Here is a 17,033-nt window from a genome sequence, read left to right as displayed (position 1 = left end):
TTCAAACATAGCAAAAACATAGCATTAGTGTAGCATTTTGTAAAAAAAATTGTTCAAAAAAGCCTAGTGTGTATCAATATTGTACATATTTGTGTGACTGGTATAAGTTTTGGATAGTTTTGTTAGTTAGATTAGAATTGAGTTTAGTAAAAGGCTTAACCTTTTACTAACTCATAAGTATCATGTGCAATTACATATTCTTCATTAGTTGGGATTACATAAATTTTAACTTTTGAGTCATCACTGTTTATCTCTCTAGCTTCCCCTGATCTAATTGCATTTTTTTCATCATCAAGTTTTATTCCCATAAATTCAAGATTTTCGCAAACTTTTTCTCTAACTAAGTTTGCATTTTCTCCAATACCTGCTGTAAAACAAATTGCATCAACACCACCTAGAATTGCTGAATATGATGCAATATATTTTTTAATTCTATTTGTCATCATTTCAATTGTAATAATAGCTCTTTCATTACCTTCTTCAGCTTCTTCAATAACTTCTCTTAAATCTGAACTAATTCCAGATACTCCAAGAAGTCCTGATTTTTTATTTAGATAGTTATTAACTTCATCTCCAGTCATCCCTTTCTTTTCCATTAAGAAAGTTACAACGGTAGGGTCTAAATCACCTGATCTTGTACCCATTATTAAACCTTCAAGGGGAGTAAGTCCCATAGATGTTTCAACTGATTTACCATCTTTAAGGGCACAAACAGATGAACCGTTTCCTAAATGACAAACTATGATTTTAGATTCTTCTTTATTTAATAGTTTTTGTGCTTCATTTGAAACATAATAATGTGATGTACCATGAAAACCATATTTTCTTATTCCAAAATCTTTATAATCTTCATATGGTATTGCATACATAAAAGAAGATGCTGGCATTGTTTGGTGAAATGCAGTATCAAAAACAGCAACATTAGGTTTTGTTGGCATTAATTCTCTTGTTATTTTCATACCCATAATATTTGCAGGATTATGTAATGGTGCTAATGGAATAATTGATTCAAGTTTTGCAATAACATCTTCATCTACAATTACAGATTTGTCAAAAAACTCTCCACCATGAACAACTCTATGTCCAATTGCCTGAATATCATCTATTGAGTTTATTACTTTATCATCACCATGAGTTAAAATATTTATTACATTTAAAATTGCTTCTTTATGTGATGGCATATTATGATCGGTTTTTGTTTTATGACCATTTGCTATATGAACTATTTTTCCATCTATACCAATTCTTTCACAAAGTCCAGTTGCCTTTACTTCAGCTGTTTGTGGATTCATTAGTTGATATTTTAGGGAAGAACTACCCGAGTTAAGTACTAAAACTAACATTTTCTACCTTTTAAAAAATTTGGAATCATTATATCACAGGAATGCTAAATGAGTATTAGTTTGAATTTTTTATTTAATTTTAACTTTTGGTTGATTTTTTAGTTTAAGGAACATAAGTGCAGTCATAGTCGCATCATTGTACGCATCATGTTTACCCATAATTGGAATTTTTAAGTCATTTATTATCGTATCAAATCTCAGGTCAATATTACTTTGAGGAATCATCTCCATTTTATAGTCATGATATATAGCTGAAACTTCATATGCTTTATTTGGTAATGTGATACCTAATTTTGGTTTAATATATTTATTAATCATTGCAATGTCAAATTCTAAATAGTAACCAACTAGTTTTCTATTTCCTATAAATTCTAAGAAATCTTCTATTACTTTGTCTATATCTTCTGCATTTTCCAAGTCTATTTCTCTAATGTGATGAACTTTAATAGCTTCACTTTGAAGTTTTGTTTTTGGTTTAATAAATCTAACAAATTTTTTACTAGCAACTATAGTATTGTCTTTGATTAAAACTGCACCAATAGATACAATATCATCCTCTTTAGGATTTAATCCTGTTGTTTCACAATCAAAACATACATATTCATTTTCAATTGGCTTATCAAATAAACATTGGTATTTTAGGTCTTTTAAATTTTTTTTATTAAAATGATTTCTGATTTTATTAAACATAATTCAACTTATAATGCATTTCTAGTTTTTTCTTTAATTTATTTACGATTTTAAAACTGTCTTTTAATAAATCTTTCTCCATTGTTGTTAAATTGTCAGGATTTATAAAATTATCTATTTTTTCTCCACTATCAAGTTTTTGCAAATTTGATTTTAATTTAATTGTTAGAAGAAAGTTAAATGCTTGACTAAGCTCTGATGCAAATTCGTCATCTAAAACATTTAGTTTATTTAATTCTTTTATTCTTTTTTGTGTACTTGACCTTAAAATTTTATTCTCTAAAGATAAACTTCTAATACTTTGAACAATTATAAAGATTCCGCCTTTTTTTATATCAATCTCATTTTTATGCTCTTTATCATCTGAGTTAAAAACAAAACCATCAAAAAAGCCTAATGGCACATCAAAATCCATAATAATTTTTGCAAAATGCATATAAAATGTTTTTGATGTAGAGCCTATTTTAAATAGGTATTCTTTTAGATTATCCAATAATGTTCTGTCATCTGTTACAGCTAATGCATCATAAAAAATTGCAAGATTCATAAAGTTATCACCACTTGGTTTCATAATCCATTCATATATTAAGTCTTTAAAATCTTTCTCTCTTCTACACCAATATGGATTTGAAACCATAATATTCCCCTCACATCTAGGAAAACCAAAATCAACTAGATATTCAGTATATTCATGGGTGTATTTTAAAATATCTTCATCACTTAAAGTACAATCATCTGAAATAATAAGTGCATTGTCTTGGTCAGTTTTTAAAATCTGTTCCCCTCTACCTTCACTTCCCATTACTACTAAACAAGCTTTATTTTTTAGTTCATCGGGAGCAGTGATTTTAAAAAGTTTATTCATCATTTTTCTATTTAATTGATTAATTAATTTAGAGATGAATTCTACTTTTACACCTTTTGCATTTAAAGATTTAATAATCTTAATAAATGATTTGGAAGCATTTTTTAACTCTTCAATAGTTTCAGCTTTGTCAATTTCATTTGAAACAGAAAATGTATGTGTAGCAAAAAACGATGATAAAGAGATTTGGTCTATAATTCCAACAATTTCATCTTTATTATTTACTACAACTAATCTTTTTAATCCATGTTGAGTCATTATAAGTTGGGCATTAAATAAAAAATCATTTTCATTTACATATTTAATTCCTGAATTTGAAATTTTGCCAACTATTTCATCAAAGTCCATTCTATTTAATATTACTTTTTCTCTAAAGTCTGAATCTGTAACTATATGAATTTGTCCACCACTATCCCTTAAAAGTAGGGTTGGAACCTTTTCTTTTTTTATTGTTTTAACAGCTTCATAAATTGAAGTTTCATAGGGAACAATTACTGCTCTGTGAACATTTGCATCTTTAACCTTTGCAACCATAATATTTGCAAGCTCTTTATTCTTTTCATAATTTATATTTGCATTTAATTTTTGTGAAATAGATTGGAAGAAAAAACTCTCTAAAGCTCTATTTTTTCTAAGGGTTTTAATAAAAATATCTCTTGGTAAAGAGTAACAAATTGTTTCTTGTGCAGTAACAAAACTATTTTTTGAGAAATTTTCAATTAATGAAATGGGATCAAAAAACTCTTTATTTGAGTATATAGAAATAACTTCATCTTCATAAAGCTCTTGAACTAAACCTTTTATAATGAAGTATAAATTTTTAGGTTCCTCTTTTTCTTTTTGTAAAAGTTCACCTTTTTTTAAATATATAATATCTATATTATTAGAAAACTCTTCAAGTTCAGTTTTTGTTAGATTTTCGAAAGGGTGTATCCCTTTTATAAAATTACTTTGTTCATGTATACTCATAATAACTCTTTATATATAGATGATAAATTTTAACAGATTAATTATAAAAATTTATTATTTTTTAGCTTCACTAAAGGGTTAAAAACCCTTTAGTGTTTGAAGTTTTTAGTAAAAGTACTAAATTTAAGTTTAGTGTTCAACTGCTCCTGCTGAACCAATACCTGTATTTGCTCTAACATTTTGAGCTCTAAATAATTCTTTTTCTGCTTTTCCTCTTTCACTTGCATCAATTTTAGAGAAGAACCAAATTGCAACAAATGCAACTGTTACAGAGAAAAGTGCAGGGTGTTTATAAGGGAATAATGCTTCTGCATTTCCTAAAATTTGTACCCAAACAATTGGCCCAATAACAACAAGTGTAACTGCAGTTAATAATCCAGATAATCCACCTAAGAATGCACCTCTTGTTGTTAATCCTCTCCAGTAAATTGATAAGAAAAGAATTGGGAAGTTTGCAGATGCTGCAATACCAAAAGCAAGACCAACCATATATGCAATATTTTGTTGTTCAAATGCAATTCCTAGTGTAACTCCAACAATTCCAACAACAACAACTGTATATCTAGAAATTTTTACAACTTGTTCATCTGTAGCATTTGGATTAATTACATTTGAGTAAAGGTCATGTGAAATAGCTGATGCACCAGCTAGTGTAAGACCTGAAACAACTGCTAAAATTGTAGCAAATGCAACTGCAGAAATAAATCCTAAAAATGCATTTCCACCTAACATATGTGATAAGTGAATTGAAGCCATGTTATTTCCACCAAATAATTTACCATCAGTAAAATATTGAGCACCCTCTGCACTATTTAAAAATGCAATTGCACCAAATCCAACGATTGTAATAATAACCCAAAAGTAACCAACAAAACCAGTTGCATAAACAACAGATTTTCTAGCTTCTTTTGCATTTCCAACTGTAAAAAATCTCATAAGAACGTGAGGTAAACCCGCTGTTCCTAACATTAATGCCATACCAAGTGAGATAGCTGAAATAGGGTCAGATATAAATCCACCAGGTGCTAAAATAGATTCACCAGCTTTGTGGTTTTCTGTAGCTTTAACAGCTAATGATTCAAAAGAGAATCCAAAGTGGTATAAAACCATAATCGCCATAAAAGATACACCAGTTAATAGTAAACATGCTTTGATAATTTGAACCCAAGTAGTTGCTAACATCCCACCAAAAGTTACATAAATAATCATCATTACACCAACTAAGATAACTGCATATTCATATTCAAGTCCAAATAAAACTTGGATCAGTTTACCTGCTCCTACCATTTGTGCAATAAGATATAAAACTACAACAGAAAGTGTACCAAATGCAGCTAATGTTCTAATCTCTTTTTGACCAAGTCTATAAGCTGCAATATCAGCAAAAGTAAATTTACCTAAGTTTCTTAATTTTTCAGCCATAAAGAAAAGAATAATTGGCCATCCAACTAAGAAAGAAACAGCATAGATTACTCCATCATAACCTTTTAAATAAATTAAACCTGAAACACCAAGGAATGCAGCAGCTGACATATAATCTCCTGCAATTGCTAAACCATTTTGGAATCCAGTAATTCCTCCACCTGCAGTATAGAAATCAGATGCAGATTTTGTTTTTCTTGCTGCCCAAACAGTTAACCCTAAAGTAAACACGATAAATGCAAAGAACATTACAATAGCAGGAATGTTAAGTTCTCTTTTTGTTGCCTCAAATGTAGCATCTCCCGCTGCAAATGCACTTAGTGCAACAATAAAAATTAGTGCTAATATTCTCATTACATTAGATCCTTTACATCTTCTTTAATCTCATTATTTAAGTCTTCAAACTCACCATTTGCTCTTTTAACATAAATCACTGTTGTTAAAAAGCTAATAATTAAGATTGCAAGTGCAATAGGAAATGCTATTGTTGTAACACCTTCACCAATTTTTGTAGCTAATATTTCTTTGTTAAATGCAATTGTTAAAATATATGCATAAAACATAACAAGTACAAAAACACCTAACTTAATTCCAAAGCTATTTTTCTTTGAAACAAGCTCTTGATACTTAGGATTGTTTTCAATCCTTTCAACTAGTTCATCCTTCATCTTTTCCCCTTCTTTCTCTTATCTTTTCACGCCATAAGAGAGCTCTTTGATGATATAAGTCAAAATACAAGCTATTTTTCTGCGACTATATAGCACAGAAATAGCAAATTAGACAAAGTATTATTGCATAAAAAAAAGGGTAATGAACAAAAATTATACTAAATATGTAAAAAATATGTAAAATATGTAGAAAAGTAACAAGTAATAATAGTTATAAGTAGCCCTAATAATGGGGGTTTGTGAGCATTTTTTGTTCAAAGAGGGTAGCTTTACCCTCTTTGTTGTACAATAATTGTACAAAATGTATTTTTAATGGTCAACTGCTCCAGCTGCACCAAATCCAGTTTCAGCTCTAATATTTTGAGCTTCAAAAGCTTTCTTTTCATCTTTTGCTCTTTGTGAACTATCAGTTTTAGAAAATAACCAAATACCAATAAACGCAACAGTTACAGAGAAAAGTGCAGGGTGTTTGTAAGGGAATAAAGCTTCTTCATTTCCTAAGATTTGAACCCATACAATTGGTCCTACTATTACAAGAACAACAGCTGTAATAAGACCTAATAAACCACCGATGAAAGCACCTCTTGTTGTTAATCCTCTCCAATAAATTGATAAGAAAAGAATTGGGAAGTTAGCAGATGCTGCAATAGCAAAAGCTAGACCAACCATAAATGCAATATTTTGTTGTTCAAAGGCAATACCTAAAATAACTCCAATAATACCAATAACAATTACGGCATATTTAGAAATCTTAATCTCTTGTTCTTCTGTACAATTTGGATTAATAACTGATGCATATAGGTCATGTGAAATTGCTGATGCTCCAGCAAGAGTAAGACCAGATACAACTGCTAAGATAGTAGCAAAGGCAACTGCTGAAATAAATCCTAAGAAAACATTCCCACCAACAACATGTGATAAGTGAATTGCCGCCATATTATTTCCACCAAATAATTTACCATCAACAAAATATTGAGCTCCCGCATCTGAGTTTAAGAATACGATTGCACCTAAACCAATGATAGCAATTACTAAATAGAAGTATCCAATAAATCCTGTAGCATAAACAACTGATTTTCTTGCTTCTTTCGCATTTCCAACAGTAAAGAATCTCATAAGAACATGTGGTAAACCAGCAGTACCAAGCATAAGTGCAAGACCTAAAGAGATTGCAGAAATAGGGTCAGAAATAAACCCACCAGGTGCCATAATATCTTGTCCTAATTCATGTGTTTCAACAGCTTTTGTTGCAAGTGCTTCAAAGCTAAATCCAAAATGACTTAGCACCATGAATCCCATAAAAGTTACCCCTGAAAGAAGTAATACAGCTTTAATAATTTGAACCCATGTAGTTGCAAGCATCCCACCAAAAGTTACATAAACAATCATCATAATACCAACTAGGATTACAGCATATTCATATTCTAAACCAAATAATACTTGAATAAGTTTTCCAGATCCAACCATTTGTGCAATTAGGTATAAAGTTACAACAGCTAAAGAACCAAGTGCCGCTAATGTTCTAATCTCTTTTTGAGCAAGTCTATAAGCTGCAATGTCAGCAAAAGTAAATTTACCTAAGTTTCTTAGTTTTTCTGCCATTAAGAATAAAATTACTGGCCATCCAACTAAAAATCCAACTGCATAAACTAAACCATCATAACCTTTTAAATATACAAGTCCTGAAAGTCCTAAAAATGATGCTGCAGACATATAATCCCCAGCAATAGCCATACCATTTTGGAATCCAGAAATTCCTCCACCTGCAGTATAGAAGTCACTAGCAGATTTAGTTCTTTTTGCGGCCCAATAAGTAATACCTAATGTACCACCAACAAAAATAAAGAACATAATAATTGCAGGAATATTTAGTTCTCTTTTAGTTGCTTCAAATGAAGCATCACCAGCTGCAAATAAAGCAACTGCAAAAATTGAGATTAGTGCTAAAATTCTAAACATTATAATTCATCCTTTACATCATTTCTTACTTTTTCTGTTAATTGTTCAAACTCACCATTTGCTCTTTTAACATAAATAAGTGTTGTAAGGAAACTAATTACAATAATAGCTGCTGCTATTGGAAAAGCAATTGTCATAACACCATCACCTGTTTTAGTACCTAAAAGACTAGGTTCAAATGCGATAGTTAAAATAAATGCATAAAACATAACAAGTACAAAAATACCAAGTTTTACTGCAAAGCCAGTTCTTTTTTTTACTAATTCCTGATAATTAGGATTAGCTTTGATTTTTTCAACCAATTGGTCATTCATATACGCCCCTCTTTTAATAAATTTTCACCTACTTTAATACAAAATAGCATTAAAGTAGCACCTAGAAAACATTTGTGATTATAACAGCAATTAGTTTTGTTTATAGTGAAAGTGAATAATTATTCATTAAATAATGTAATAGATTTTTTCGTAAAGTAACAGTTAGGGGCAAAATGCTACGTTAATGCTATTTTTCCCATGTTTAGCCTGTATAGAAGGTAGAATTTGCTGGAGACATATCCCTAAGTTTTAGAAAAATCATTGAGGTCATAAGTGCATCATTTAAGGCATCATGTTTTCCTAATTCCGGAATATCAAGTTCTTTCATAATCGTATCAAATTTCAAATCAACAAATTCATAGTCAGAACTTCTTTTTCTTGTTTTAAAATACATTGAACTTACTTCAACTTGATGATTTGGTAATGATATACCAATATATTTTTTTGTATATTTTGAAATCATTGCTATATCAAATTTTATGTAGTAACCAACTATTGGTCTGTTTCCAATAAATTCTAAAAGTTGTCTAATGGCAACTTCTGGGTCAACTGCATTTTCTAAATCTATTGGTCTTATTTGATGGATTTTAATTGATTCTTCTGTTACCTCTTGTGATGGTTTTACAAAAATATTAAGTGTTTGTCTCATCAATATTTTGTTTTGTTTTATTATTACAGCTCCAATTGATAAAATCTCATCTTTTTTTGGATTTAATCCTGTTGTTTCACAATCTAAACATACATATTCATCAGTAGGGGGCTCATTAAAAAGATAAAGATATCTCTCATCTTTTAGGTTTCTAAGACGCCATTTATTCATTAATTTTTTTAACATTATGAAATCTTATCTATTTTAAATGTATACGTAATAAATTTTTTAAAATCATTAACAATTTTAAAACTATCTTTCAATAAATCCCTTTCAATTTTACCAAGCTTATGGGTATCTACTTCGTTATTGATTTTTACATTATCTTGAGCTTTTTGTAAATGAGCTTTTAGTCTTAGAGTGTTTAATACATCAAAAGCTTCAAGTAATTCATTAGCCATTTGGGATTCTAAAATCTTTTTTTGTTCTAATATTCTTATTCTATTTGTAGTTCTTGTTTCTCTAATTCTTTCCCTTAAAGCTAAACTTCTAATACCTTGTACAACAGGGAAAACACCAGTTTTTTTGATATCAATATTATGTGATTTTGTCATAAAGTTAGCAACTGTACTTGGTGTGTCAAAGGTTAACGTTGCCTTTGCAAAATATGCCATAAAAACATCTTTATCATGAAGTTTATTAAACAAATCATCTTTTAGATTAATTAAAAGTTCTTTATCCCCTGCAACAGCAAAGGCATCAAAAAAGATTGCTAAATCCATATAGTTTTGCATATCTGGGTTTTCAATCCATTTTTTAGTTTCTGATTTATATTCACTAACAGTTTTACACCAAAAAGGGTTTGAAACCATAATATTGCCCGGACATGGTGGATATCCAAAGTCAATTAAAGATTCAGTCATCTGTTGCATATAGGGTCTATATTGTTCAACATCAACGCCATCTTTTACAACTAAGGCATTATCTTGGTCCGTTTTCATAATCTGTTCATTTCTTCCTTCACTTCCCATTACAATAAAACATGCATCTTTTTGAAGCTCTTTTGGAACAATAAATTTATATAATTTTTTATAAACTTTTGTATTTAATTGACCAATTAAATTTGAGATATGATTTACTTTTACACCTTTTGCATTTAATGTTTTAATTGTATTTATAAATTCACTACTTGCTTCTTTTAACTCTTCAATTGTTTTTGCATTTTTTATTTTAGAATCAACTACATAAGTATGATTTGCAAAATGAGATAAAACATCAATTTGTTCTAAAATACCTACCATTTGACAATCATTGTCAACTACACCAACTCTTTTAATATTCTTTTTTATTAAAAGAGAAAAGGCATCAAATAAGTAGTCATCTTGATTTACTGCAAGTAAAGGGAAAATTGCAATATCTTCAACATGAATATTTAAATCTCTACCTTGAAGTAAAACTTTAACCTTTAAAAGTGAATCTGTAATAATCCCAAATTCTCCATTTTGTTTTTTTACAATAATTGTAGATGTATGGAATTCCATTGATTTTTCAATTGCATCAATTAGTTTTGTACCTTCTTCAACAATACATGGTGGATGTAATACTGTATCAGCAACCCTTGCAATCATAAACGAGGATAATTCAGAAGTATATTTCTTCTCTTTTAATGTTTGTAGTTTATTTACAAGGTTATTTAAAAAGAAGTTTTTAAAACCTTCATTTTCTTCTATTAGTTCTAAAAAGGCTATTTTTTCAATTTCATAACAAATTAAATCTTCATATACTTTAAAATTATTTTTTGTTTTCCCATAAATTAATGAGTTTGCATCAAAGGAGTCTTGTTGATGAAAGTCAACTAAAATCTCTTCATTTTCATTATATTCATGAACTATCCCTTTAATAATAATAAAAAAATGTTCAGGGATTCTTTCTGGGGTAATTAAAATTTCATCTTTCGGATAATATGCAATATCCATATGTTTTATACATTTGTCCATTTGCCTTTCATCTAATAATTCAAATGGATGAATTTGAGATAAAAACTCTTTTTGGTCTCTAAGACTCATTGATAATCCTTGGTATTTATTAAATTAATTATAGTGAAAATATATATTAAAAAAGTATTAATTGAGAGTAAAGCTTTAAATAAATTCATATATAAACCTTTTTTAAACAAAATATTTATATAAAAATTTAGATAAAAAAAAAGCCAACCCGAAGGTTGACTTTTAGTTTCTAGTGATCGTGTGCCTCACCAGCATTGTTAGGTAATCTAATAGATTCTACTAGATCTTGAATCTCTTGTGGAGGTTCAGGAGTCATTCTAGATACTATTAGCGCAACCACTAAGTGTAAGATTGTACCAACTGTACCGAATGATGCAGGAGCAATTCCTAGGAAGTAACCATCAGGTGTTCCTCCTCCCCAGATAAAGTACCAAGCATATCCAACAGTTGATAAAAGACCAACAAGAATACCTGCAATCGCACCTTCTTTGTTCATTCTCTTGTCAAATACCCCAAGGATAATTGTTGGGAAGAATGCCGCCGCAGCAATACCGAATGCTAATGCAACAACTTGTGCAACGAAACCTGGAGGGTTGATACCTAAGTAACCAGCTACACAAATTGCAGCGATTGCTGAGATTCTTGCCCACATTAACTCTGTTTTCTCATTTAAAGTAGACTTACCAGTAGTCTTATCTTTAAAGATTACTTGACCCATTAAGTCGTGTGAAATTGCTGAAGCAATTACAAGTAATAGACCTGCTGCTGTTGATAATGCTGCTGCAAGACCTCCAGCTGCGATGAATGCAATTACCCAGTTAGGTAAGTTTGCAATCTCTGGGTTTGCAAGTACCATAATATCTCTATCAACATAAAGCTCATTTTCAATTTTTCCAGAATTTTCAGCTGGTTTACCATTCGTAGTCGCTCTCTCTCCGTTTGGTCCAACATTAGTTCCATCAAATTGTGGTTTACCTTTAGCTCCATCAAATGCTGCACCTGGAGCATATTGAATTTTGCCATCACCATTTCTATCTGTCCAAGCTAATAGTCCACCTTGTTCCCAAGTTTTGAACCAGTTACCATTATTTGGAGTTCCATCTGCATGTTTAACTTCACCAGCAACAAACGCTTTATATTCTACGTTTTGTACATTCTTGATTAAGTTTAATCTTGAGAATGCAGCAACTGAAGAAATAGTTGTATACATGATTGCAATAAATACTAATGCCCAACCAGCAGAACTTCTTGCATCTTGTACAGTTGGAACTGTAAAGAATCTAACGATAACGTGTGGAAGACCAGCAGTACCAAGCATTAATGCAACTGTTAATAAGAACATATTTGTTAAGTTACCTGGATTAGTATATGCACTAAACCCTAAGTCAGTAACTGCGGTATCCAATGCATGCAACAGATAAGTTCCTTCAGGAATAACTTTAACTCCATCATGGAATGCAAATGTAGTTGATCCGAATAATCCTAATTGTGGTAAGAATGTATCAGTAACTTGTAATGAAATGAAGATTGCTGGAATCATATAAGCAAAAATCATAACAACATATTGTGCAACCTGAGTATAAGTAATACCTTTCATACCACCAAGAACTGAGTAGAAGAATACAACACCCATACCAATAAGTACACCAGTGTTTACATCAACTTGTAAGAATCTTGAGAATACGATACCAACACCTCTCATTTGTCCAGCAACATATGTGAACGAAACAAAGATAACCGAAATAACCGCAACAAGTCTTGCAGTATCTGAATAATATCTATCACCAACGAAATCAGGTACTGTAAATTTACCAAATTTTCTTAAGTATGGAGCTAGTAACATAGCAAGTAGAACGTATCCACCAGTCCAACCCATTAAGTAAGCACCACCAAAAGAACCACTAAATGAGATAATACCAGCAAGTGAAATAAATGATGCAGCTGACATCCAGTCTGCAGCAGTCGCCATACCATTAGCTACTGGGTGAACCCCACCACCAGCAACATAGAAATCTTTAGTAGATCCAGCTTTTGCCCAAAGTGCAATACCAATGTAGATTGCAAAAGAAATACCTACGAATAAATAAATTAATGATTGTAATTCCATTCCCACTCCCTTTTACTCGTGAACGCCGTATTTCTCATCAATACCGTTCATTAATTTCACATAAACGAAAATTAATGCAACGAATACATAGATAGAACCTTGTTGTGCAAACCAGAATCCTAATTTAACACCACTAATTTCGATAGTATTTAATTCATTAATGAATATAATACCGCACCCATACGAAACAACAAACCAAACTACTAATAGTTTAAGAATTGTTGAAATATTTTCTTTCCAATAAGCCTGAGCTTTTTCTGGACTCATATAGTACTCCTTTTTTAAGTTCACTAAAAAGATTAATCTCTTTAGTCATTCAACATTGAAAGTTTAATAGCTTAAGGTTGCAAAAGCGTAGCAATAAATATATTTTTTAGAAATTTTTTTTTAAACGTAGGAATAGAGTAGCAAATAGGCTTTAAAATAGCCTATTTGTGGGATTTGTTATGCTGAATAAAATCTGTCAATTTTATAGCCAAGACCTCTAATATTTTTGATAAAGTCTTCTTTTAATGCTTTTTTTAACCTAGAAATCTCTGCTCTTATTGTTGGATTGTCAATATTTTCACCTCTCCAGATGTCAATTCTAAATCTTTCAAAGTCAACAATCATATTAATATTAAGTGCTAAGATATGAATAATTTCTAGTTGTTTTTTTGTTAATGTTTGTGGTTCACCATTAAAATATAGTGTTTGCTTATCTTTTGAATAAGAATAGTTTTCAGAAAATCTAATATGAGAAGTGTTACTTTGATCTTTTTTAAGTATTTGATTGATTTTAATACCAAGCTCTTCTAAATGGAAAGGTTTTTTTATATATTCTCTACAACCTAAGTCATAAGCTCTTGTAATATCTTCTATATCATTTAAAGCTGTAATATAAATAGTTGGAATATAAATTTTCTTTTCATTTAATTCCTGAAGTATCTCAAAGCCATCTTTTTTTGGAACGTTAATATCAAGAATAAGTAAGTCGAAACTCATGTCAACTGTATTAACAACATCTTCACCATCTGTGAAACTTTCTACCATATGCCCAATATTTTTCAGATACTCTGAAATTGCATTATTAAGCATTAATTCATCTTCAAGAAGTAATATCTTCATTTATTTTAAACCTATAAGTGAATTTTGTATATTTATCGTTAGAATCCAGATTAATTATAACTAAATTCTTATCACATATCTCTTTTACAATTCTCAATCCTAATCCAAAGCCACCTCTAGAATTGTTTTCCCTATAAAAATCATCAAAAATCATATCAGTTGATTCAATTTTGTCAGAATTTGTTTTTACACTAAACTCTACATACTCATCATTAAAATAAGTCAGTCTTATATAAATTCCCGATTTTGCATATGAATATTTTATTGAATTTGAAATATTATTATCAACTATTCTTTGTAGTTCTGTTTTATTAAATTTAATATAAATATCTTCATCAATATTATTAATAAACTCTAAATCATTTGCAATGGCAATTCCATCAAAAAAGTTTAATCTTTCTTTTAAGTATTCAGAGAAGTTAATATACTCCTTTGGGTACTCAACTCTATCTTTTTTAATTAAATATGATAGGTCATCATAAATATACTGAATTATTTTTGCACCACTTTCAATATTCGAGATATATTTATTATCTGGAGTATGCATTTTAAGAAGGTCAATATTTGTTCTTATAATTGCTAGTGGAGTGTTTACCTCATGAACTGAGTTTTTTAAAAACTTTTTTTGAGATTCAATTAGATAAGTTAATTCTTTTGTTTGGTGTTCAACTGTTTCTTGAAGATTTTTATTTAAATCTTCTAACATATGTGTTTTATCTTTTATATTATGCATTGCATCATAGGCATAGTTAGCAATTACTTTAAATTCACCAAATATAAGCCTATCTTGATTAATTCTAGTATCATTTGTTTGGGTTTCTTTAAAATACTTACCTATCTCTTTTACATCGTTTACAATTAATAGTGTTGCATTTTTATAAATAAATATAGAATATAAAACTAACATTATTGTTAAAGATAAGATTTGTAAAATATAGTTTGATATTTTTTCATCGTATTCAATTTTCTTTTGTTTTACAATCTCTTCAATCTCATCAAGATAAATTCCTGTACCTATTGTCCAATTCCAAGGTTTATATGAAAGGGCATATGATATTTTTAAGGCATCATCTTTTATTACTGGTTTATACCATATATATTGTACAAATCCACCCTCTTTTTTTTGTGAAACTTCAATTATTTCTTTGATAACTTTTTTACCTGAGGGATCTGTAAATTCATATAGGTTTTGACCAATCTTTACATTTGATATTGGATAGTATAGTAGGGTACCATCAAAGTCATATACAAAAATATAATCATTTACATCTTTAGTATCTCTCATTAGCTCTATGGCATTTAATAAATCACTTTTAATCTCTTCTTCTGGTTTTATACCTTTAAATTTCTTATGGTAATATTCTATAAATTTTAGTGTTTTTTTTATATCTTCTTTAATAAGTTCTTTTTTCTTACTAGCATGATCATTTTTTATAATTTCAATTTTTTCTTGGAACTCATCAAAGGCATTTTCAATAATAATAAAAGTAAATGAAGAGGTTAGTATTACAATAAAAATAATACTATATAAAATCAAGTGATATAACGATTTTGCCTTAATCATAATTGCAACGCCCTAATTAATAATTAAATTAGAATAACAAAATATAAATAAAAAACATATAAACTGCAAGGGGGGGGAAATAAATAAAAGTAAATGGCGCGGTTGACGAGACTCGAACTCGCGACCTCCTGCGTGACAGGCAGGCATTCTAACCAACTAAACTACAACCGCAACATTTTTGAATGGTGGTCGATATAAGACTCGAACTTATGACATCTACCTTGTAAGGGTAGCGCTCTACCAACTGAGCTAATCGACCATGGTGACCCGTGAAGGATTCGAACCTTCGGCCACCTCCTTAAAAGGGAGATGCTCTACCAGCTGAGCTAACGGGTCGCTCATGAAATAAATATATAAAAGTGGCGCGGTTGACGAGACTCGAACTCGCGACCTCCTGCGTGACAGGCAGGCATTCTAACCAACTAAACTACAACCGCACACTTATACATAAATGGTGACCCCTAGGAGACTCGAACTCCTGTGGCATGGATGAAAACCATGAATCCTAACCGCTAGATGAAGGGGCCATTTAATAGACAATAAATTTTTAGTTCTTTAAAAACTGTACATCTAGTACACTTTTTAAATTCATGGTGGTCGATACAAGACTCGAACTTGTGACATCTACCTTGTAAGGGTAGCGCTCTACCAACTGAGCTAATCGACCTTTTATATGATGGTGACCCCTAGGAGACTCGAACTCCTGTGGCATGGATGAAAACCATGAATCCTAACCGCTAGATGAAGGGGCCAATATCAATATAAAAAATGGTGACCCGTGAAGGATTCGAACCTTCGGCCACCTCCTTAAAAGGGAGATGCTCTACCAGCTGAGCTAACGGGTCGCTCTTTAATTTAACCGCTTTAGTTAAATTGGAGTGGAAGTATACTGATTTATTTTTTATTTGTCAAGGGTTTTTTGAAAAAATTTTAAAATTTTTTTCAAAGAGTATTTTGCGCTTTGAATTTGCACCTCTTTTCTACTTCCTTCAAAGTGGCAAATCTCAATATTTTTCTCTAAATTTTCATCACATACCCCAATTACAACAGTACCAACTGGCTTATTTTTTGTTCCTCCATTTGGACCTGCAATTCCACTTATTGCTATAGCATAATTTGCATCAAATTTTTTTATTACACCCTCTAACATCTCATCTACAACTTCAATACTAACTGCTCCATGTTCATCTAAGGTTGATTCTTTAACATTTAGCTCTTGTGATTTTATTTTATTTGAATAACTAACTATTGCTCCATTAAAAATATCAGAAGAACCAGAGATCTCTGTAATCATTGAAGCAACTAATCCACCTGTACAGCTTTCAGCAGTTGTTATAGTCTTTTTATTCTCTCTTAGAAGGTTTTGTAGTAATAGAAGTTCTTTTTGTGTCATAAATTGAGATTCTTGCATTTATACTCTTTATATAATG

At 30.3% G+C, this 17,033-nt stretch carries 14 protein-coding genes and 8 tRNA genes; all 22 read right to left on the bottom strand.

The window, feature by feature from the left end; all coding sequences use genetic code 11:
- Nucleotides 1-155: 155 nt before the first annotated feature.
- Nucleotides 156-1,343 carry an acetate/propionate family kinase gene (locus tag FDK22_RS02780; protein WP_138151359.1) on the bottom strand — a complete coding sequence of 396 codons (1,188 nt, stop codon included), beginning with the start codon at nt 1,341-1,343 and terminating at the stop codon, nt 156-158.
- Nucleotides 1,344-1,412: 69 nt separating this feature from the next.
- Nucleotides 1,413-2,033 (bottom strand): 3'-5' exonuclease, encoded by a 621-nt coding sequence (locus FDK22_RS02775; RefSeq protein WP_138151358.1) that lies wholly within the window; start codon nt 2,031-2,033, stop codon nt 1,413-1,415.
- Nucleotides 2,026-3,867 carry a putative nucleotidyltransferase substrate binding domain-containing protein gene (locus tag FDK22_RS02770; protein ID WP_138151357.1) on the bottom strand — a complete coding sequence of 614 codons (1,842 nt, stop codon included), beginning with the start codon at nt 3,865-3,867 and terminating at the stop codon, nt 2,026-2,028. The genes FDK22_RS02775 and FDK22_RS02770 overlap by 8 nt, the downstream gene beginning before the upstream one ends.
- 129 nt (nt 3,868-3,996) lie before the next feature.
- The gene (locus tag FDK22_RS02765) at nt 3,997-5,643 is read right to left on the bottom strand and encodes a cation acetate symporter (RefSeq protein WP_138151356.1); all 1,647 of its coding nucleotides are present in this window, start codon (nt 5,641-5,643) and stop codon (nt 3,997-3,999) included.
- Nucleotides 5,643-5,957 (bottom strand): DUF485 domain-containing protein, encoded by a 315-nt coding sequence (locus tag FDK22_RS02760; protein WP_138151355.1) that lies wholly within the window; start codon nt 5,955-5,957, stop codon nt 5,643-5,645. Before FDK22_RS02760 ends, FDK22_RS02765 begins: the two co-directional genes overlap by 1 nt.
- A gap of 309 nt (nt 5,958-6,266) precedes the next feature.
- Nucleotides 6,267-7,916 (bottom strand): cation acetate symporter, encoded by a 1,650-nt coding sequence (locus tag FDK22_RS02755; RefSeq protein ID WP_138151354.1) that lies wholly within the window; start codon nt 7,914-7,916, stop codon nt 6,267-6,269.
- On the bottom strand, nt 7,916-8,230 hold the full coding sequence (locus FDK22_RS02750; RefSeq protein WP_138151353.1) for a DUF485 domain-containing protein: 315 nt from the start codon (nt 8,228-8,230) through the stop codon (nt 7,916-7,918). Before FDK22_RS02750 ends, FDK22_RS02755 begins: the two co-directional genes overlap by 1 nt.
- 202 nt (nt 8,231-8,432) lie before the next feature.
- Nucleotides 8,433-9,065, bottom strand: a complete 633-nt coding sequence (locus FDK22_RS02745; protein ID WP_138151352.1) for a 3'-5' exonuclease — start codon at nt 9,063-9,065, stop codon at nt 8,433-8,435.
- A complete protein-coding gene (locus FDK22_RS02740; protein ID WP_138151351.1) occupies nt 9,065-10,885 on the bottom strand; it encodes a DUF294 nucleotidyltransferase-like domain-containing protein in 1,821 nt (606 codons plus the stop codon). Before FDK22_RS02740 ends, FDK22_RS02745 begins: the two co-directional genes overlap by 1 nt.
- Nucleotides 10,886-11,054: 169 nt before the next feature.
- Nucleotides 11,055-12,932 (bottom strand): sodium:solute symporter family protein, encoded by a 1,878-nt coding sequence (locus tag FDK22_RS02735; RefSeq protein WP_138151350.1) that lies wholly within the window; start codon nt 12,930-12,932, stop codon nt 11,055-11,057.
- Between the two features lie 12 nt (nt 12,933-12,944).
- A complete protein-coding gene (locus tag FDK22_RS02730; protein ID WP_138151349.1) occupies nt 12,945-13,199 on the bottom strand; it encodes a DUF4212 domain-containing protein in 255 nt (84 codons plus the stop codon).
- Nucleotides 13,200-13,376: 177 nt separating this feature from the next.
- Entirely contained in the window at nt 13,377-14,039 is a 663-nt protein-coding gene (locus FDK22_RS02725) for a response regulator transcription factor (protein WP_138151348.1), read from the bottom strand.
- A complete protein-coding gene (locus tag FDK22_RS02720) occupies nt 14,020-15,603 on the bottom strand; it encodes a sensor histidine kinase (RefSeq protein ID WP_138151347.1) in 1,584 nt (527 codons plus the stop codon). The genes FDK22_RS02725 and FDK22_RS02720 overlap by 20 nt, the downstream gene beginning before the upstream one ends.
- Nucleotides 15,604-15,697: 94 nt before the next feature.
- Nucleotides 15,698-15,774: transfer RNA gene (locus FDK22_RS02715), tRNA-Asp, on the bottom strand.
- 12 nt (nt 15,775-15,786) lie between these two features.
- Nucleotides 15,787-15,862 (bottom strand) — tRNA-Val (locus FDK22_RS02710).
- Between the two features lies 1 nt (nt 15,863).
- A tRNA-Lys gene (locus FDK22_RS02705) sits at nt 15,864-15,939 on the bottom strand.
- A 24-nt stretch (nt 15,940-15,963) separates the two neighbouring features.
- Nucleotides 15,964-16,040 (bottom strand) — tRNA-Asp (locus FDK22_RS02700).
- A 15-nt stretch (nt 16,041-16,055) separates the two neighbouring features.
- Nucleotides 16,056-16,130 (bottom strand) — tRNA-Glu (locus FDK22_RS02695).
- 64 nt (nt 16,131-16,194) lie between these two features.
- Nucleotides 16,195-16,270 (bottom strand) — tRNA-Val (locus tag FDK22_RS02690).
- Between the two features lie 10 nt (nt 16,271-16,280).
- Nucleotides 16,281-16,355, bottom strand: a tRNA-Glu gene (locus FDK22_RS02685).
- A gap of 17 nt (nt 16,356-16,372) precedes the next feature.
- Nucleotides 16,373-16,448 (bottom strand) — tRNA-Lys (locus tag FDK22_RS02680).
- 56 nt (nt 16,449-16,504) lie between these two features.
- Nucleotides 16,505-17,014 (bottom strand): CinA family protein, encoded by a 510-nt coding sequence (locus FDK22_RS02675; RefSeq protein ID WP_138151346.1) that lies wholly within the window; start codon nt 17,012-17,014, stop codon nt 16,505-16,507.
- Nucleotides 17,015-17,033: the final 19 nt, after the last annotated feature.

The sequence above is a fragment of the Arcobacter arenosus genome, assembly GCF_005771535.1.
Taxonomy (GTDB): Bacteria; Campylobacterota; Campylobacteria; order Campylobacterales; family Arcobacteraceae; genus Halarcobacter; species Halarcobacter arenosus.
The sequence above is the reverse complement of the archived record's forward strand: the minus strand, read 5'-3'. Positions and strand labels throughout refer to the sequence as shown.